Annotated in this window: 11 protein-coding genes; 7 read left to right on the top strand and 4 right to left on the bottom strand. The window is 64.1% G+C overall.

Features of this window, described 5'->3' with window-relative positions; all coding sequences use genetic code 11:
• Nucleotides 1-55 precede the first annotated feature (55 nt).
• On the bottom strand, nucleotides 56-370 hold the full coding sequence (locus N430_RS16975; RefSeq protein ID WP_110636949.1) for a 3-phosphoglycerate kinase: 315 nt from the start codon (nucleotides 368-370) through the stop codon (nucleotides 56-58).
• 48 nt (nucleotides 371-418) lie between these two features.
• On the opposite strand from N430_RS16975, the gene N430_RS16970 reads away from it, so the two are divergent.
• The 4 genes from N430_RS16970 to N430_RS16955 all read left to right on the top strand — a co-directional run bounded on the left by N430_RS16970 (nucleotide 419) and on the right by N430_RS16955 (nucleotide 4614).
• Nucleotides 419-1342 carry a LysR family transcriptional regulator gene (locus N430_RS16970; protein WP_027918709.1) on the top strand — a complete coding sequence of 308 codons (924 nt, stop codon included), beginning with the start codon at nucleotides 419-421 and terminating at the stop codon, nucleotides 1340-1342.
• A gap of 13 nt (nucleotides 1343-1355) precedes the next feature.
• On the top strand, nucleotides 1356-2168 hold the full coding sequence (locus tag N430_RS16965; RefSeq protein WP_110636952.1) for an alpha/beta fold hydrolase: 813 nt from the start codon (nucleotides 1356-1358) through the stop codon (nucleotides 2166-2168).
• A complete protein-coding gene (locus N430_RS16960) occupies nucleotides 2162-2719 on the top strand; it encodes a peptidylprolyl isomerase (protein ID WP_110636955.1) in 558 nt (185 codons plus the stop codon). Before N430_RS16965 ends, N430_RS16960 begins: the two co-directional genes overlap by 7 nt.
• 62 nt (nucleotides 2720-2781) lie before the next feature.
• Nucleotides 2782-4614, top strand: coding sequence for an ABC transporter ATP-binding protein (locus N430_RS16955; RefSeq protein WP_110636958.1), 1833 nt, complete (start codon nucleotides 2782-2784; stop codon nucleotides 4612-4614).
• 154 nt (nucleotides 4615-4768) lie between these two features.
• Here the strand turns inward: N430_RS16955 and N430_RS16950 are convergent, their stop codons facing one another.
• Entirely contained in the window at nucleotides 4769-5896 is a 1128-nt protein-coding gene (locus N430_RS16950; RefSeq protein ID WP_110636961.1) for a GNAT family N-acetyltransferase, read from the bottom strand.
• 261 nt (nucleotides 5897-6157) lie between these two features.
• Here N430_RS16950 and N430_RS16945 point away from each other — a divergent pair, with 261 nt between their 5' ends.
• On the top strand, nucleotides 6158-7402 hold the full coding sequence (locus N430_RS16945) for a putative porin (RefSeq protein ID WP_110636964.1): 1245 nt from the start codon (nucleotides 6158-6160) through the stop codon (nucleotides 7400-7402).
• 130 nt (nucleotides 7403-7532) lie between these two features.
• On the opposite strand, the gene N430_RS16940 is transcribed toward N430_RS16945, so the two are convergent.
• Both N430_RS16940 and hrpA read right to left on the bottom strand, forming a co-directional pair.
• Complete coding sequence (locus tag N430_RS16940) at nucleotides 7533-8654, bottom strand: beta-ketoacyl-ACP synthase III (protein WP_110636966.1); 1122 nt, start codon at nucleotides 8652-8654, stop codon at nucleotides 7533-7535.
• Nucleotides 8655-8829: 175 nt separating this feature from the next.
• Nucleotides 8830-12735 (bottom strand): ATP-dependent RNA helicase HrpA, encoded by a 3906-nt coding sequence (gene hrpA / locus N430_RS16935; RefSeq protein WP_110636969.1) that lies wholly within the window; start codon nucleotides 12733-12735, stop codon nucleotides 8830-8832.
• A gap of 522 nt (nucleotides 12736-13257) precedes the next feature.
• Here hrpA and N430_RS16930 point away from each other — a divergent pair.
• Together N430_RS16930 and N430_RS16925 are read left to right on the top strand one after the other, a co-directional pair.
• Nucleotides 13258-14622, top strand: a complete 1365-nt coding sequence (locus N430_RS16930; protein WP_110637263.1) for a glutamine synthetase family protein — start codon at nucleotides 13258-13260, stop codon at nucleotides 14620-14622.
• Nucleotides 14623-14652: 30 nt separating this feature from the next.
• Entirely contained in the window at nucleotides 14653-15960 is a 1308-nt protein-coding gene (locus N430_RS16925; protein WP_110636973.1) for an FAD-binding oxidoreductase, read from the top strand.
• Nucleotides 15961-15963 lie beyond the last annotated feature (3 nt).

Raw genomic sequence — 15963 nt, 5'->3', positions numbered from 1 at the left:
TGACCTATCGATAAAAAAGCGTAAAAAGTGGGTTCAATCTATCGATTAATCCGTTTTATTGCGCTTTGCAGTCCAGCGCGATGCGCAGCTTGATGATCTGCCGATTGAAATTGGCCGTCACATCGACACGCTTGCCAGCCGGTACGTTGACCCGACGCACCCGCGGTGCCTCGGGCCCGTTGCGGAAGGTCACCTTGCAGGCTGCCGGCACTTGCCCATAGTTGTTCAGGGTAATGGACCCGATGTCGTAGGCCGTGTCATAGGTGGTGTAGTCCAGCTTGACCCCGGTCAGTTCCTTCTCCACGTCGATGGGGTAAGCCATGGCCCCAAGGGGCAGGCACATCAGAATTGCCGCACAACATTTCTTCATGGGGCGCTCTCCTTGAAAGAGCGCAGCTTAGGACAACAGGAGCCAAACATGAAAGCGCCGCGCGTGACCCTGGATCAATGGCGGACCCTGCAAGCAGTGGTCGACCATGGCGGGTTTGCCCAGGCCGCCGAAGCCCTGCACCGTTCGCAGTCTTCGGTCAGCTACACCGTGGCGCGCATGCAGGAGCAGCTGGGCGTGCCGCTGCTGCGCATCGATGGCCGCAAGGCCGTGCTGACCGAGGCCGGCAACGTGCTGCTGCGCCGTTCGCGGCACCTGGTCAAGCAGGCCAGCCAGCTGGAAGACCTGGCGCACCATATGGAGCAAGGCTGGGAGGCCGAGGTGCGCCTGGTGGTCGATGCCGCCTACCCCAGCGCCCGCCTGGTGCGCGCCCTGGCTGCGTTCATGCCACAGAGCCGCGGTTGCCGGGTGCGCCTGCGTGAAGAGGTGCTGTCGGGCGTCGAGGAAGTGATGCACGAAGGCATCGCCGACCTGGCCATCAGCAGCTACAGCATCGGCGGCTACCTGGGCACCGAGCTGAGTTCGGTGGAGTTCGTCGCCGTCGCCCACCCGGAACACAGCCTGCACCGCCTGGGCCGGGAGATCACCTTCCAGGACCTGGAAAGCCAGCTGCAGGTGGTGATCCGCGACTCCGGCCGCGCCCAGCCCCGTGATGTCGGCTGGCTCGGCGCCGAGCAGCGCTGGACGGTCGGCAGCCTGGGCACCGCCGCCACCTTCGTCGGCAGCGGCCTGGGCTTTGCCTGGTTGCCACGGCACATGATCGAACGGGAGCTGCACGACGGCGTGCTGAAGCCATTGCCGCTCGATCAGGGTGGCAGCCGCCACCCACTGTTCTACCTTTATTCGAGCAAAGAGAAGACCCTGGGCCCGGCCACGCAGATTCTCATCGACCTGCTGCGCAATTTCGACACCGCGCCGCTGGACGTGCCCTTCGCAGCCCCCCCACAAGCCTGAGAGGACCGCGCCCATGGCCTATTTCGAACATGAAGGATGCTCGCTGCATTATCAGGAATATGGCCAGGGCGAACCCCTGATGCTGCTGCACGGCCTGGGCTCCAGCAGCCAGGACTGGGAGCTGCAGGTCCCCGAGCTGAGCCGCCACTATCGGGTGATCCTCATGGACATCCGCGGCCACGGCCGCTCCGACAAGCCCCGCGACGGTTACCAGATCGCCACCTTCAGCGAAGACCTGCTGGCCCTGCTCGAGCACCTGCAGACCGGCCCGGTGCACTTCGTCGGCCTGTCCATGGGCGGCATGATCGGGTTCCAGTTCGCCGTGGACCACCCGCAATGGCTGCGCAGCCTGTGCATCGTCAACAGCGCCCCCGAGGTCAAGCGTCGCACCCGCAGCGACTGGCTGTGGTGGCTCAAGCGCTGGGGCCTGGCGCGCATCCTCAGCGTCGAGACGGTCGGCCAGGGCCTGGCCGCGCGGCTGTTCCCCAAGCCGGGGCAGGCCGAGCTGCGCAAGAAGATGGCCGAACGCTGGGCACGCAACGACAAGCGCGCCTACCTCAAGAGCTTCGACGCCATCGTCGACTGGGGCGTGCAGGAACGCATCGGGCAGATCCGCTGTCCCACGCTGGTGATTGCCGCCGACCACGATTACACGCCGATACACCTTAAAGAGCGCTACGTCGCCCTGATGCCCCACGCCAGGCTGGTGGTCATCGACGATTCCCGGCACGCTACACCCCTCGATCAACCCGAGGTCTTCAACCAGACCCTGCTGCAGTTCCTTGCAGCCGCTTCCACCTCTCAAGGATCATTGAGCCCATGCTGAAAAAACTCCTGCTCACCGCCTGCTCGGTCGCCTTCGCCACCAGCGTCATGGCTTCCGACAAGACCCCGCACGTTCAGCTGGACACCAGCTTCGGCCAGGTCACCATCGAGCTCAATGCAGAAAAAGCGCCGATCAGTACCAAGAACTTCCTGGCCTACGTCGACAGCGGTTTCTACAACAACACCATTTTCCACCGCGTGATCCCGGGCTTCATGGTCCAGGGCGGCGGCTTCACTGACCAGATGGTGCAGAAAGACACCAAGGACCCGATCAAGAACGAGGCCAGCAACGGCCTGCAGAACACCCGTGGCACCCTGTCGATGGCACGCACCTCCAATCCGAACTCGGCCACCAGCCAGTTCTTCATCAACGTCGCCGACAACGACTTCCTCAACCCGGGCCGCGACGCCGGTTACGCCGTGTTCGGCAAAGTGACCCAGGGCATGGAAGTGGTCGACCAGATCGTCAACTCGCCAACCACGGTGAAAAAAGGCATGCGCGATGTCCCGGCCGATCCGGTGTACATCAAGTCCGCCAAACGCATCGACTGACCGCCGGTTTCACAGGGACGTGAAACCTTCCGGGGTCGGGTAGCACAGGAGTCTTGTCACCCATGCTGTACCGCCGTTTCGAGCAACTGATCGACATCTTCCGCGACGCGCCCAGCGAGTCGCCACCCGGCCAGGTCTGGCCGTTCTACCTGTACTACCTGCGCCAGGTCTGGCCGAGTTTTCTCGCCCTGCTGGTGGTGGGCCTGTTCGCCTCGCTGATCGAGGTGGCGATGTTCAGCTACCTGAGCCGCATCATCGACCTGGCCCAGGGTACGCCCAACGTCAACTTCTTCAGCGAACACAGCGGCGAGCTGATCTGGATGCTGGTGGTGATCCTGCTGCTGCGGCCGGTGTTCTTCGGCCTGCACGACCTGCTGGTGCACCAGACCATCAACCCCGGCATGACCAGCCTGATCCGCTGGCAGAACCACACCTATGTGCTCAAGCAGAGCCTGAATTTCTTCCAGAGCGACTTCGCCGGGCGCATCGCCCAGCGCATCATGCAGACCGGCAACTCGCTGCGCGACTCTGCCGTGCAGGCGGTGGATGCGCTGTGGCATGTGCTGATCTACGCCATCACCTCGCTGGTGCTGTTCGCCGAGGCCGACTGGCGTCTGATGCTGCCGCTGCTGGTGTGGATCGTCGGCTACATCGCCGCGCTGTATTACTTTGTGCCACGGGTGAAGGAGCGCTCGGTGATTTCCTCCGACGCCCGCTCCAAGCTGATGGGGCGGATCGTCGATGGCTACACCAACATCGCCACCCTCAAGCTGTTCGCCCACACCGACTATGAACAGCAGTACGCCCGCGAAGCAATTCGCGAACAGACCGAGAAAACCCAGCTGGCCTCGCGCGTGGTCACCAGCATGGACGTGGTCATCACCACCCTCAACGGCCTGCTGGTGGTCACCACCACGGGCCTTGCGCTGTGGCTGTGGAGCCAGTCGCTGATTACCGTCGGTGCCATCGCCCTGGCCACCGGCCTGGTGATCCGCATCGTCAACATGTCGGGCTGGATCATGTGGGTGGTCAACGGCATCTTCGAGAACATCGGCATGGTCCAGGACGGCCTGCAGACCATCGCCCAGCCGGTCACCGTCACCGACAAGCCCCAGGCGCCGCCCCTCAAGGTCAGCCGCGGCGCCGTGCGCTTTGACGACGTGGACTTCCACTATGGCAAGGCCGCCAACGTGATCGAAGGGCTCAACCTGGACATCCGCCCGGGCGAGAAGATCGGCCTGATCGGCCCGTCCGGCGCGGGCAAGTCGACCCTGGTCAACCTGCTGCTGCGCCTGTACGACGTGCAGGGCGGGCGCATCCTGATCGACGGCCAGGACATCGCCGAGGTCAGCCAGGCCAGCCTGCGCGCACAGATCGGCATGATCACCCAGGACACCTCGCTGCTGCACCGCTCGATCCGCGACAACCTGCTGTATGGCCGCCCCGGTGCCAGTGACGCGGCGCTACACGAAGCCGTGCGCCGGGCGCGGGCCGACGAGTTCATTCCGCAGTTGTCGGATGCCCAGGGCCGCACCGGCTTCGATGCCCATGTCGGCGAGCGTGGCGTGAAGCTTTCTGGCGGCCAGCGCCAGCGCATCGCGATTGCCCGGGTGCTGCTGAAGAATGCGCCGATCCTGATCATGGACGAAGCCACTTCGGCGCTGGACTCGGAGGTCGAAGCGGCCATTCAGGAAAGCCTGGAGACCTTGATGCAGGGCAAGACGGTGATCGCCATCGCTCACCGGCTGTCGACCATTGCCCGGATGGACCGCCTGGTGGTGCTGGACAAGGGGCGGATCGTCGAAAGTGGCAGCCACAGCGAGCTGCTGGAACAGCGGGGGTTGTATGCCCGCTTGTGGCATCACCAGACCGGGGGGTTTGTCGGGGTCGACTGAACCTCGCGGCCACGCACTTCTTGTGGGAGCGGCCTTGTGTCGCGAAAGGGCTGCATAGCAGCCCCAGATTGCAGTTTCTCCGCTGAAATTGCCGGGGCCGCTGTGCGGCCCTTTCGCGACACAAGGCCGCTCCCACAAGGATTTGCGTCAGGCTTTAGCCTTGGCGGTAGGGCAACATTCCCCTTGCCTCCTCGGCATACCCCCGCACCCCTTCCCGCTCCTGCTGCAGAAAATCCTCCACCGCCCGCCGCAACCCCGGATGCAGCAGGTAATGCCACGACCGCGTCAGCACCGGCTCGAACCCGCGAATCAGCTTGTGTTCGCCCTGCGCCCCGGCATCGAAACGCTGCAGCCCCTCGGCAATCGCAAAGTCCATGCCCTGGTAGAAGCAGGTCTCGAAATGCAACCGGTCGAACTCATCGAGGCAGCCCCAGTAGCGGCCAAACAGGCTGTCGCCACCGACCAGGCTCAAGGCCATGGCCACATCACGCCCGCCCTGGCGCGCCATCACCACGCGCACGGCCTCGGGCATGCGCTCGGCCAACAGGCTGAAGAACTCCCGGGTCAGATAGGGGGAGCGCCTGCGCACCGCATAGGTGTTGGCATAACAGAGGAAAACAAAGTCCCACTGCGCTTCGTCCAGCTCATCACCGCGATACCAGCGAAAATCGATGCCCTGCCCCGCCACCTGCTCACGTTCCTTGCGCATCTGCTTGCGCTTGCGTGAGCTGAGGCTGTCGAGAAAGTCCTGGAAGTCGCGATAACCGTGATTGCGCCAATGGAACTGACAACCCAGCCGTTCCATCCAGCCCGGCAATGCCGCCATCTGCGCATCCAGTTGTGGGTCGGTGAAATTGATGTGCGCCCCGGACAGCCCGGCTTTGCCCAGATACTCGGGCAATGCCTGCAGCACCAGCAGGCCATCGGCAGGGTCGGCCGCCAGCAGACGCGGCCCGCTGACCGGGCTGAACGGCACGGCGCCGAGCAGCTTGGGGTAGTAGGCGATTCCGGCGCGCTCGCAGGCATCAGCCCAGCCGTGGTCGAACACGTACTCGCCATACGAATGCCATTTGCGGTACGCCGGCAACAGCGCACGCACCTGCCCGTCGCGCTCCAGCACCAGGTGTTCGGCTGCCCAGCCGGTGTTGCGGGCAACACTGCCGCTGTCTTCCATGGCACTGAGAAAGGCATGGCGCAGGAACGGTTGGCCAGGGGGGACCAGGGCATCCCAGGTCGCCGCTGGCAGGTCACGCAGATGGGCAAGGCTGTAGAGACTGGTCACGTTTTCGACTCACTGTGCAAGGCCATCAGTATCGGCGAACAGAGGCCCGTCGCTCAAATGCGGATCGGCCCGTTTCGCCTTTCATTCTCAATTACTTAACAGCAGTGCCACTAATTAGACATTAATCTGTCATTGGCCCCCGCAATACTTGCGCCTGTTTTCCGGAACCCCAGAACCTGTCTAGTCAGGCCCTTTCCGAAGACATGCCAACATGGGGGCGGGCGCTGAGCCTCCCCAAATCTTTTAAGTAGGGAGAACCTTATGCGTCTTGTTTCTACACTTACCGGAGTGAGCCTCACCGGCATGATGCTGGCTATGAGTACTCCGGCCAGTGCTGCCGTCGACGCCAAGCTGCTCGAAATGCTCCGCGCCAATGGCTCGATCAACCAGGCGCAGTACAACGAACTGCAGGGCGACCTGGCTCAGGAAACCAAGGAAAAGGCCGCTCAGAAAGCTCAGTCCGACCGGATGAGCTCCTTCGAACAAAAAGTGGCATGGGCCGCCAAGACCCAGATCAAGGGTGATGTGCGCCTGCGTTACGAAGACGTCAACGTCGACAACCCGATCTCCCGCAGCCCCAACCAGGACCGCGAGCGGGTGCGTGCCCGCGTCGGCTTCTACAGCGAGATCAACCCGCAGGTTGATGCTGGCGTGCGTGTGGCCACCGGCAGCAGCGCCGATGCCCGCTCGACCAACCAGAGCCTGGACAACTACTTCGAGAAGAAATCGCTGTGGGTCGATCTGGCCTACCTCGACTGGCACCCGACTGCCGTGCCTAACCTGCACCTGATCGGCGGCAAGATGATGCAGCCATGGGTGAGCATGGGCGACATCATCTGGGACAGCGATATCAACCCGGAAGGCGTGGCCGTCACCTACAAGACCAACGCCGGCCCAGCCGAAGTGTTCGGCAGCATCGGCCACTACAACCTGAAGGACAACGTCGACGGCGACGGCGTGCAGTACAAGCACGACGCACAGCTGTACGCGGCCCAGCTGGGTACCAAGTTCAACGCGGCTGACACCGTCAAGGTCACCGTCGGTGCCAGCCTCTACGGCTACGACAACGACAAGGCCTCGGCCCTGCTGCGTTCGCTGGGTAACACCACCGACGAGTTCAACCTGGTTGAAGGTTTCGGCCAGGTCGACTTCACCGGCTTCGCCATCCCACTGTCGGCTTACGGCCAGTACGTCAAGAACACCGAAAGCACCGACGGCATGGACACTGCCTGGCTGGCAGGCCTGAAGTCCAAGATCGGCGCCTGGAGCCTGGACTACAACTACCGCGACGTGCAGCGTAACGGCGTAGTCAGCCTGTTCACCGACTCTGACTTCGGTAACGGCTTCACCGGTTCGCGCGGTCACAAGTTCAAGGTCGGTTACGAAATCGACAAGAACTTCACCCTCGGCGCGGCCTACATGATGGCCAAGACCGACTACTCCAACCTGCCGGACAGCAACGCCAGCGTAGATACCCTGCAGGTGGACCTGGAAGCCAAGTTCTAAGCGACACCCTCCTCTGCTTCACTCTGAGGCGGGAAATGCCGACCCCATCCGGCATTTCCCGCCTTTTTTTGCCTGCAAAAAAAGAGGGGGCCGCAAAGCGGTCCCCTCGATCTGACAACTAACGCGACAATCAACGCTTGCGCAGAATCACGCTGCCAATTGAATACCCCGCGCCGAACGAGCTCAGCACGCCCAACGACCCTGGCGCCAGGTCATCCTGGTACAGGTGGAAGGCAATCACCGACCCCGCCGAACTGGTATTGGCATACCGGTCGAGAATTACCGGTGCCTCCTCCTCGTTCACCTCACGCCCCATCAGCTTCTTGACGATCAGGTGGTTCATGCTGAGGTTGGCCTGGTGCAGCCAGAAGCGCTTGACGTCCGACCGTTGCAGGTCGTTTTCGCCCAGGTGCTCACCGATCAGCTCGGCGACCATCGGGCAAACTTCCTTGAACACCTTGCGCCCTTCCTGAACGAACAGTTTGTCGCGCGCGTCGATGCCCTCTTCCGCCGCGCGGTTGAGGAAGCCGAAGTTGTTGCGGATGTTGTTGGAGAACGCGGTCTTCAGCTTGGTGCCAAGGATGTCGAACTGGTGTGCCGAGGTGGCCAGGTCGGCACGCTCGACCAGCACTGCAGTAGCCGCGTCACCGAAGATGAAGTGGCTGTCGCGATCACGGAAATTCAGGTGCCCGGTGCAGATCTCCGGGCTGACCACCAGCACCGCCCGGGACTGGCCCAGTTGCACGCTGTTGGCAGCGGTCTGGATGCCGAAGGTGGCCGACGAGCAGGCCACGTTCATGTCGAAGGCGAAGCCGTCGATGCCCAGCGCCTGCTGCACTTCGATGGCGATGGCCGGGTAAGGGCGTTGCAGGTTGGAGCAGGCGACGATCACCCCGTCGACATCCGCCGGGGTACGACCGGCGCGTTCCAGCGCCTGGCGGGCAGCGGCCACGCCCATTTCGCAGAGGATCGACTGCTCGTCGTTGGAACGCTCGGGCAGGCGCGGCTTCATGCGCTGTGGGTCGAGGATGCCGGCCTTGTCCATGACGAAGCGGCTCTTGATGCCCGAGGCCTTTTCGATGAAGGCGGCGTCGGACATGGGGGCTGCTTCGATTTCGCCACGCTCGATGGCGGCGGCGTTGTCCTGGTTGTACTGCTGCGACCAGGCATTGAAGGAGGCCACCAGTTCTTCGTTGGAAATGCTCTGGGCCGGGGTATACAGGCCGGTGCCGCTGATCACGACGTTATGCACGATCGATCCTCTGCTCAAAGGCCATCGCCATAGGCGCTGGCTGGGAATATGGCAACTTAATGGCACTTTAGTGCCAATTAAAAGACGTACGCTGACTCTGTGGGAGCGGGCGTGCCCGCGAAAGGGCCGCAAAGCGACCCTCAAATTCCCTGAAGTGTGCCACAAATCAAGGTAGTTAGCCTTCCACTTGGCTCCACTGCTTGCTCAATCTCTTGTCGGAAATCGGCATCTTGGTGCCCAACTGCTGGGCAAACAGCGACACCCGATACTCCTCCAGCAACCAGCGGTACAAGGTCAGCTGCTCATCGCGCTTGCCTTCCTGGGCATGCTTGTCGGCCCGCGCCTTGTATTGCGCCCACAGGTTGCCCAGCTCGCCGCTCCACACCCGGTCCTTCTGCACCTGGGCGCCCAGCTTCTCCAGGCGCAGTTCCACCGCCTTGAGGTAGCGCGGCAATTCCTTGAACCACACGGCAGGGGTTTCGCGCACGAAGCCCGGATAGACCAGGTTGGCCAGCTGCTGCTTGATATCGTTCAGCGCCACCGCCTGGCTCAGGTCGATCTTGCCCTTGAAGCGCTTCTGCAGACCGTGCCACAGCTTCAGCACTTCCAGCGTCTGGCGGGCCAGGCGCTCAGCATGCTCGGCCCAGCTGCCACGCTTGCGCTCGGCCAACCCGGCCAGGGCTGCACCGTCACGTGGCAACGTGGCTTCGCCGTCGAGGATGCAGCTGTCCAGGCTGGCCAGCAGGATGTCCTCGACCAGTGCCTCGATCCGGCCCAGCTCGCGGTACAGCAGGCCCAGCTCGGTCAAGCCCGGCAGCTTGCCACGCAGGAACTTGGCGGGCTCCGCCAACTGCTGCAACAACAGGCGCTGCAAGGCGCGACGGTGCTGGAACTCGGCTTCGGCCTGGGTCGAGAAACGCCCTTCGCGGACAGTGCCGTTTTCTTCCACCAGTGCCGGGTACACGGTCATCGACAGGCCGGCGATCTTCTGCTGGGCGGTCTGCTTGACCTCGCTGAAGGCCTTGGCCTGCACCGGCTGCTCGCTCTTCTCGGTACGCGGCACGGCCAACGCGGCCTGGCTGGCGGCAGCAAAGCGGGCGGTCAGCTCGGCCAGGTCGCGGCCTTCGCCGAGGAACTTGCCCTGGCCATCGACCACTTCGATGTTCATGCGCAGGTGGCCTTCGACCAGGTTGACCGACTCGGCCCAGGCCTCATCGGAAACCCGTGCGCCGGTCATGCGCAGCAACTCCTGGCCCAGCGCCTGGGGCAGCGCGCCCTGGCCGAAGGTCATGCGTGCCAGCGAGGCCTTGACGAAGTCCGGCACCGGCACGAAGTTCTTGCGCAGCGCCTTGGGCAGGTTGCGCACCAGGGCTACGCACTTGGCCTCCAGCAGGCCCGGCACCAGCCATTCCAGGCGCTCGCCAGGCAGGTTCGGCAACAGCGGCGCCGGCACCCGCACAGTTACGCCGTCACGCGGGTGACCAGGCTCGAAGTGGTAGGTCAGCGGCAGGCGCAGTTCACCCACCTGCATGCTGTCCGGGTACTGCGCGGCGGTGACTTCGCTGGCCTCGCGGGCCAGCACGTCTTCCTCGCGCATGATCAGCAGGTTCGGGTCCTTCTGGCTGGTCATGCGGTACCAGGCATCGAAGGTCGCGGTCTGATGGATCTCCGCCGGCAAGCGTGCTTCGTAGAAGGCGTACAAGGTTTCTTCATCGGCGAGAATGTCGCGCCGACGGGCCTTGGCCTCCAGTTCATCGAGCTCTTCGAGCAGGCGCTTGTTCGCAGCCAGGCACTTGGCCCGCGACTGGATTTCACCGCCGACCAGGCCTTCGCGAATGAACAGCTCACGCGAGGTGACCGGGTCGATCGGGCCAAAGTGCACCGGGCGGCGGCCGACCAGGATCAGGCCGTACAAGGTGATCTGCTCATAGGCCACCACCTGCCCGCGCTTCTTCTCCCAGTGCGGCTCGAAGTGATTCTTCTTGATCAGGTGGGTCGCCAGCGGCTCGATCCAGTCAGGCTCGATCTTGGCGACCATGCGCGCATAGAGCTTGGTGGTTTCCACCAGTTCGGCGGCCATCACCCACTGCGGGCGCTTGCGGCCAATGCCCGAAGACGGGTGCACCCAGAAGCGCCGCTGGCGGGCACCCTGGTAATCGCCTTCCTCGGTCTTCTGGCCGATCTGGCTGAGCAGGCCGCTGAGGATCGCCTTGTGCACCTTCTGATAGTCGGACGGCTCTTTGTTGACCGTCAGTTGCAGCTCGCGGCAGATCAGCGACAGCTGGCGATGGGCATCGCGCCATTCGCGCAGGCGAAGATAGTTCAGGAAATTCTTGCGGCACCAGTTGCGCAGCGGACTGGCCGTCAGCGCCTGGCGCTGCTCTTCGAAGCCACGCCACAGATTGACCAGCGCGGCGAAGTCGGTATCGGCGTCCTTCCACTGCGCATGAGCCTGGTCGGCGGCCTGCTGGCGCTCCGGCGGGCGCTCGCGGGGATCTTGCACCGACAACGCACTGGTGACGATCAGCACCTCCTGCAGGCTGCCCTGGCGGGCGCCCTCGAGCAGCATGCGGCCCAGCCGCGGGTCGATCGGCAGGCGCGCCAGCTGGCGGCCGATCGGCGTCAGCTGGTTCTCGCGGTTGACCGCCGAGAGTTCCTGCAACAAGTTGAAGCCGTCGCTGATGGCCTTGCCATCCGGCGGCTCGATGAACGGGAAGGCGTCGATCGAGCCCAGGCGCAGGTGCAGCATCTGCAGGATCACCGCCGCCAGGTTGGTGCGCAGGATCTCAGGGTCGGTGAAGGCCGGGCGACCGTTGAAGTCTTCTTCGCTGTACAGCCGGATGCAGATACCCGGCTCGACCCGGCCGCAGCGGCCCTTGCGCTGGTTGGCACTGGCCTGGGACACGGCTTCGATCGGCAGGCGCTGGACCTTGGCGCGGTAGCTGTAGCGGCTGATGCGCGCGGTACCGGTGTCGATCACGTAACGGATGCCGGGCACGGTCAGCGAGGTTTCCGCGACGTTGGTGGCGAGCACCACGCGGCGCCCGGTGTGCGACTGGAAGATGCGCTGCTGCTCGGCCGGCGACAGGCGCGCATACAGCGGCAGGATCTCGGTGTGGCGCAGTTGCGCCTTGCGCAGGATCTCCGCGGCATCGCGGATTTCCCGCTCACCCGGGAGGAACACCAGCACATCGCCGGGGCCTTTGCCCACGCTGCGTTCATGCTGGGCGATCTCGTCGAGGGAGGCGAGGATCGCCTGGTCGACGGTCAGGTCATCCTCGATCTGGTTACCCTCCTCGTCCTGCTCGCTGGTCAGCGGGCGGTACCAGGTTTCCACCGGGAAGGTACGCCCGGACACCTCAATGATCGGCGCATTGTCGAAGTGCTTGGAAAAGCGCTCCAGGTCGATGGTCGCCGAGGTGATGATCAGCTTCAGGTCCGGGCGGCGGTGCAGCAGGGTCTTCAGGTAGCCGAGCAGGAAGTCGATGTTCAGGCTGCGCTCGTGGGCTTCGTCGACGATGATCGTGTCGTAGCGTTCGAGGAAACGGTCGTGCTGGGTTTCGGCCAGCAGGATGCCGTCGGTCATCAGCTTGACCAGGGTGTTGGCATCGCTCTGGTCTTCGAAGCGCACCTGGTAGCCAACCAGCCCGCCCAGCGGCGTGCCGAGCTCTTCGGCAACCCGCGCGGCGACGCTGCGCGCTGCAATCCGCCGTGGCTGGGTATGGGCGATCAGGCCATGGCTGCCGCGGCCCAGTTCCAGGCAGATCTTCGGCAACTGGGTGGTCTTGCCCGAACCGGTTTCGCCGGCGATCACCAGTACCTGGTTTTCGGCCAGGGCCTTCTTGATCTCGTCACGCTTGGCGGCAATCGGCAGGCTGTCGTCGTAACGGATCGGCGGCACGCTGTTCTGGCGTGCGGTGACTTGGGCGCAAGAGGCCTGGACCTTTTCTACCCACTGCGCCAGCTTGGCCTCGTCGGGGCGCTTGCGCAGTTCATGCAACTGCCGGCGCAGGCGGTGGCGCTCGGCGATCATGGCGTGGTCGAGGTTTTGCAGCAGTTTGTCGATGGCTTGGTCAGTCATGGGGCTTTTTAGTGATGCAGGTGGGCCTGCTTTTTCATGATCGGCATTCGAAGGATGCGCGATTGTCGCAGATTTGCCGGCTCTCTGCTGCCTGTACCGGCCTCTTCGCGGGCAAGCCCGCTCCCACAGGATCGCGTGGTGGCTGATCCCTGCAAAGTACCTGTGGGAGCGGGCTTGCCCGCGAAAAGGCCCGCACAATGTTTAGCCAGGTGCGATGTAAAGGTTGCCATTCACTGCTTTAATCAACCTTACGCCGCATGTGAGTATCAAAGGCATGACTCCCGTCCAGACCATCGCCCCACCGTCGTCCCGCCCTTCGCTAGCGAAGGCCCGGTCCCGCGCCGGTGAAAATCCGCTGGTCCACATCATTCTCGCCTTCTGGGCCCTGTGGCATTGCCGCCACGCACGCCCACCGGATGCTTCGCTCACGCCTTTGTGACCAAACCCGGCCGCCGTACGGCCGTTAGTCTCATCTGGACCGCGCCTGCGCGCAGGTCCTGTGCGCCTGTGAGCGAACCCATCATGCACTTTGCACCTGTAGAGCACGCCAGTCGTTTCCTGGCCGAAAACCCTGATATCGAACTGTTCGAGCTGTTCATCCTCGACGCCAACGGCGTGCCACGCGGCAAGCTGCTGCACCGCGAGGAACTGCTGGCGGTGTACCAGAGCGGCCGCCCGCTGCCCAGCACCATCCTTGGCCTGACCCTCAATGGCGACGACGTGGAAAACTCCGGCCTGGTCTGGGATGTCGGCGACATCGACTGCCGCGCCTACCCGCTTGAAGGCAGCCTGGTGCGCCTGCCCTGGCGCCGTGTGCCGACAGCCGCCGTGCAGGTCAGCATGCACCCGAGCGAAGGCCTGCCAGCCAGTGTCGCCGACCCGCGCCATGTATTGCTGCGCACCATCGAAGCACTCAAGGCTGACGGTTACCACCCGGTGATGGCCTGCGAGCTGGAGTTCTACCTGCTCGACCAGCAGCGCGATGCCCAGGGCCGCCCACAACCGGCACTGGACAACGACGGTGGCCGGCCGCGCACGACCCAGGTTTACGGCCTGCGCGAACTGGAACAGATCGAACCCTTCCTCGCCGACTTGTATGCCGCCTGCAAGGCCCAAGGCATTCCGGCGCGCACGGCGATCTCGGAATATGCCCCGGGCCAGGTGGAAATCACCCTGGAGCATGGCGATGCCCTGGAAGCAATGGACCAGGCCGTGCGCTACAAGCGCCTGGTCAAGGGCGTGGCCCATGCCCATGGCATGCAAGCCTGCTTCATGGCCAAGCCGTTCGCGCAACTCGCCGGCACCGGCATGCACATGCACCTGAGCCTGGCCGACAGCGCCGGCAACAACCTGTTCGCCAGCGAAGACAAAGCCGGCACCCCGCTGTTGCGCCAGGCGGTGGCCGGCATGCTCCGCCACCTGCGTGACTCACTGCTGCTGTTCTGCCCCAACGCCAACTCGTTCCGCCGCTTCCAGGCCAACAGCTATGCCCCGCTGGCGCCGACCTGGGGCGTCGACAACCGCACCGTCAGCCTGCGTGTACCCGGTGGCCCGGCCAACAGCCGGCATGTCGAGCACCGCATCTGTGGCGCCGATGCCAACCCATACCTGGCGGCTGCCGCCATTCTGGCCGCCAGCCATCGTGGCATCCGCGAGCAGCTGGACCCCGGTGCGCCGGTGGAAGGCAACGGCTATGCCCAGGCCACCGAACACCTGCCCACCGACTGGCTGACCGCACTCGACGCACTGGAGCGCTCGCACTGGGCGCGGGAAGCGCTCGGCGAGGCGTTCCTCGGCGTCTACCTGAAGGTCAAGCGCGCCGAGTACCGCCAGTTCATGGCCGAAGTCAGCGAACAGGACTGGCGCTGGTACCTGCACCAGGCCTGAGCCTTACCCTATTCAGAACAAGGAACACCCATGAACGCAGCATTGAACAACGGCCCGGCCCAGCGCGCGCCGTCCTATTACAGCGCCTCGCTGAACGACCACACCGAGTACCCGCAGCTCAAGGGCACGGTGCAGGTCGACGTGGCAATCATCGGCGGTGGTTTCACCGGCGTGGCCACCGCGGTGGAGCTGGCCGAACGCGGCCTGAAGGTGGCGATCGTCGAGACCAACCGCATCGGCTGGGGTGCCAGCGGACGCAATGGCGGCCAGGTCACCGGCAGCCTGTCGGGTGACGAGGCCATGCGCACACAGATGCGCAACCACCTGGGCGCCGAGGTCGATGATTTCATCTGGCACCTGCGCTGGCGTGGGCATCAGGTGATCGAGCAGCGGGTCGAGCGCTACGGCATCGACTGCGACCTCAAGCGCGGTCACCTGCACGCGGCGATGAAACCTTCGCACATGGAGGAGCTACGCAGCTTCCAGACCGAAGCCGAGCGCCGTGGCATGGGCGACCAGGTACAGTTGCTCGACCGCAAGGGTGTCGCCGAGCACCTGCAAAGCCCGCTGTACCTGGGCGCACTGAAGAATCTGCGCAACCTGCACCTGCACCCGCTCAACCTGTGCCTGGGCGAGGCCCGCGCCGCCCACAGCCTGGGCGCGCTGATCTTCGAGAACTCCGAAGTGCTGGACATCGTCCATGGCCCGCGCCCTGCGGTCGTCACCGCCCACGGGCGGGTCGAAGCACGCCAGGTGATGCTCGCCGGTGACGTCTACCACAAGCTGGAAAAGCGCCAGCTCAAGGGCAAGATCTTCCCGGCCATGGGCGGCATCGTCACCACCGCTCCGCTGGGCGATCTGGCGGAGCAGATCAACCCGCAGGACCTGGCGGTGTACGACTGCCGTTTCGTCCTCGACTACTACCGCCTGACGGCCGACAAGCGTTTGCTGTTCGGCGGCGGCGCCAACTATTCGGGCAAGGACTCGCGTGACATCGAAGGCGAGCTGCGCCCGTGCATCGAGCGCACCTTCCCGGCGCTCAAGGGCGTGCCGATCGAGTTCCAGTGGAGCTGTGCGATGGGCATCGTGGTCAACCGCATCCCGCAACTGGGCAAGCTGTCGGACAACGTGTGGTACTGCCAGGGCTATTCCGGGCACGGCATCGCCACCAGCCATATCATGGGCGAAATCATGGCCGAGGCACTGACTGGAACGCTGGAGAAGTTCGACACCTTTGCGCAGTGCAAGCACGTGCGAGTGCCGATGGGGGACTTGCTGGGCAATCCGCTGCTGGCGGCGGGGATGTGGTACTACCAGATGCTTGAGAAGCTGCGCTGATTT

The organism is Pseudomonas sp. CC120222-01a (genome assembly GCF_003097235.1).
GTDB lineage: Bacteria > Pseudomonadota > Gammaproteobacteria > Pseudomonadales > Pseudomonadaceae > Aquipseudomonas.
Note: the sequence above shows the minus strand (reverse complement) of the source record. Positions and strands in the feature narration are given on the sequence as shown.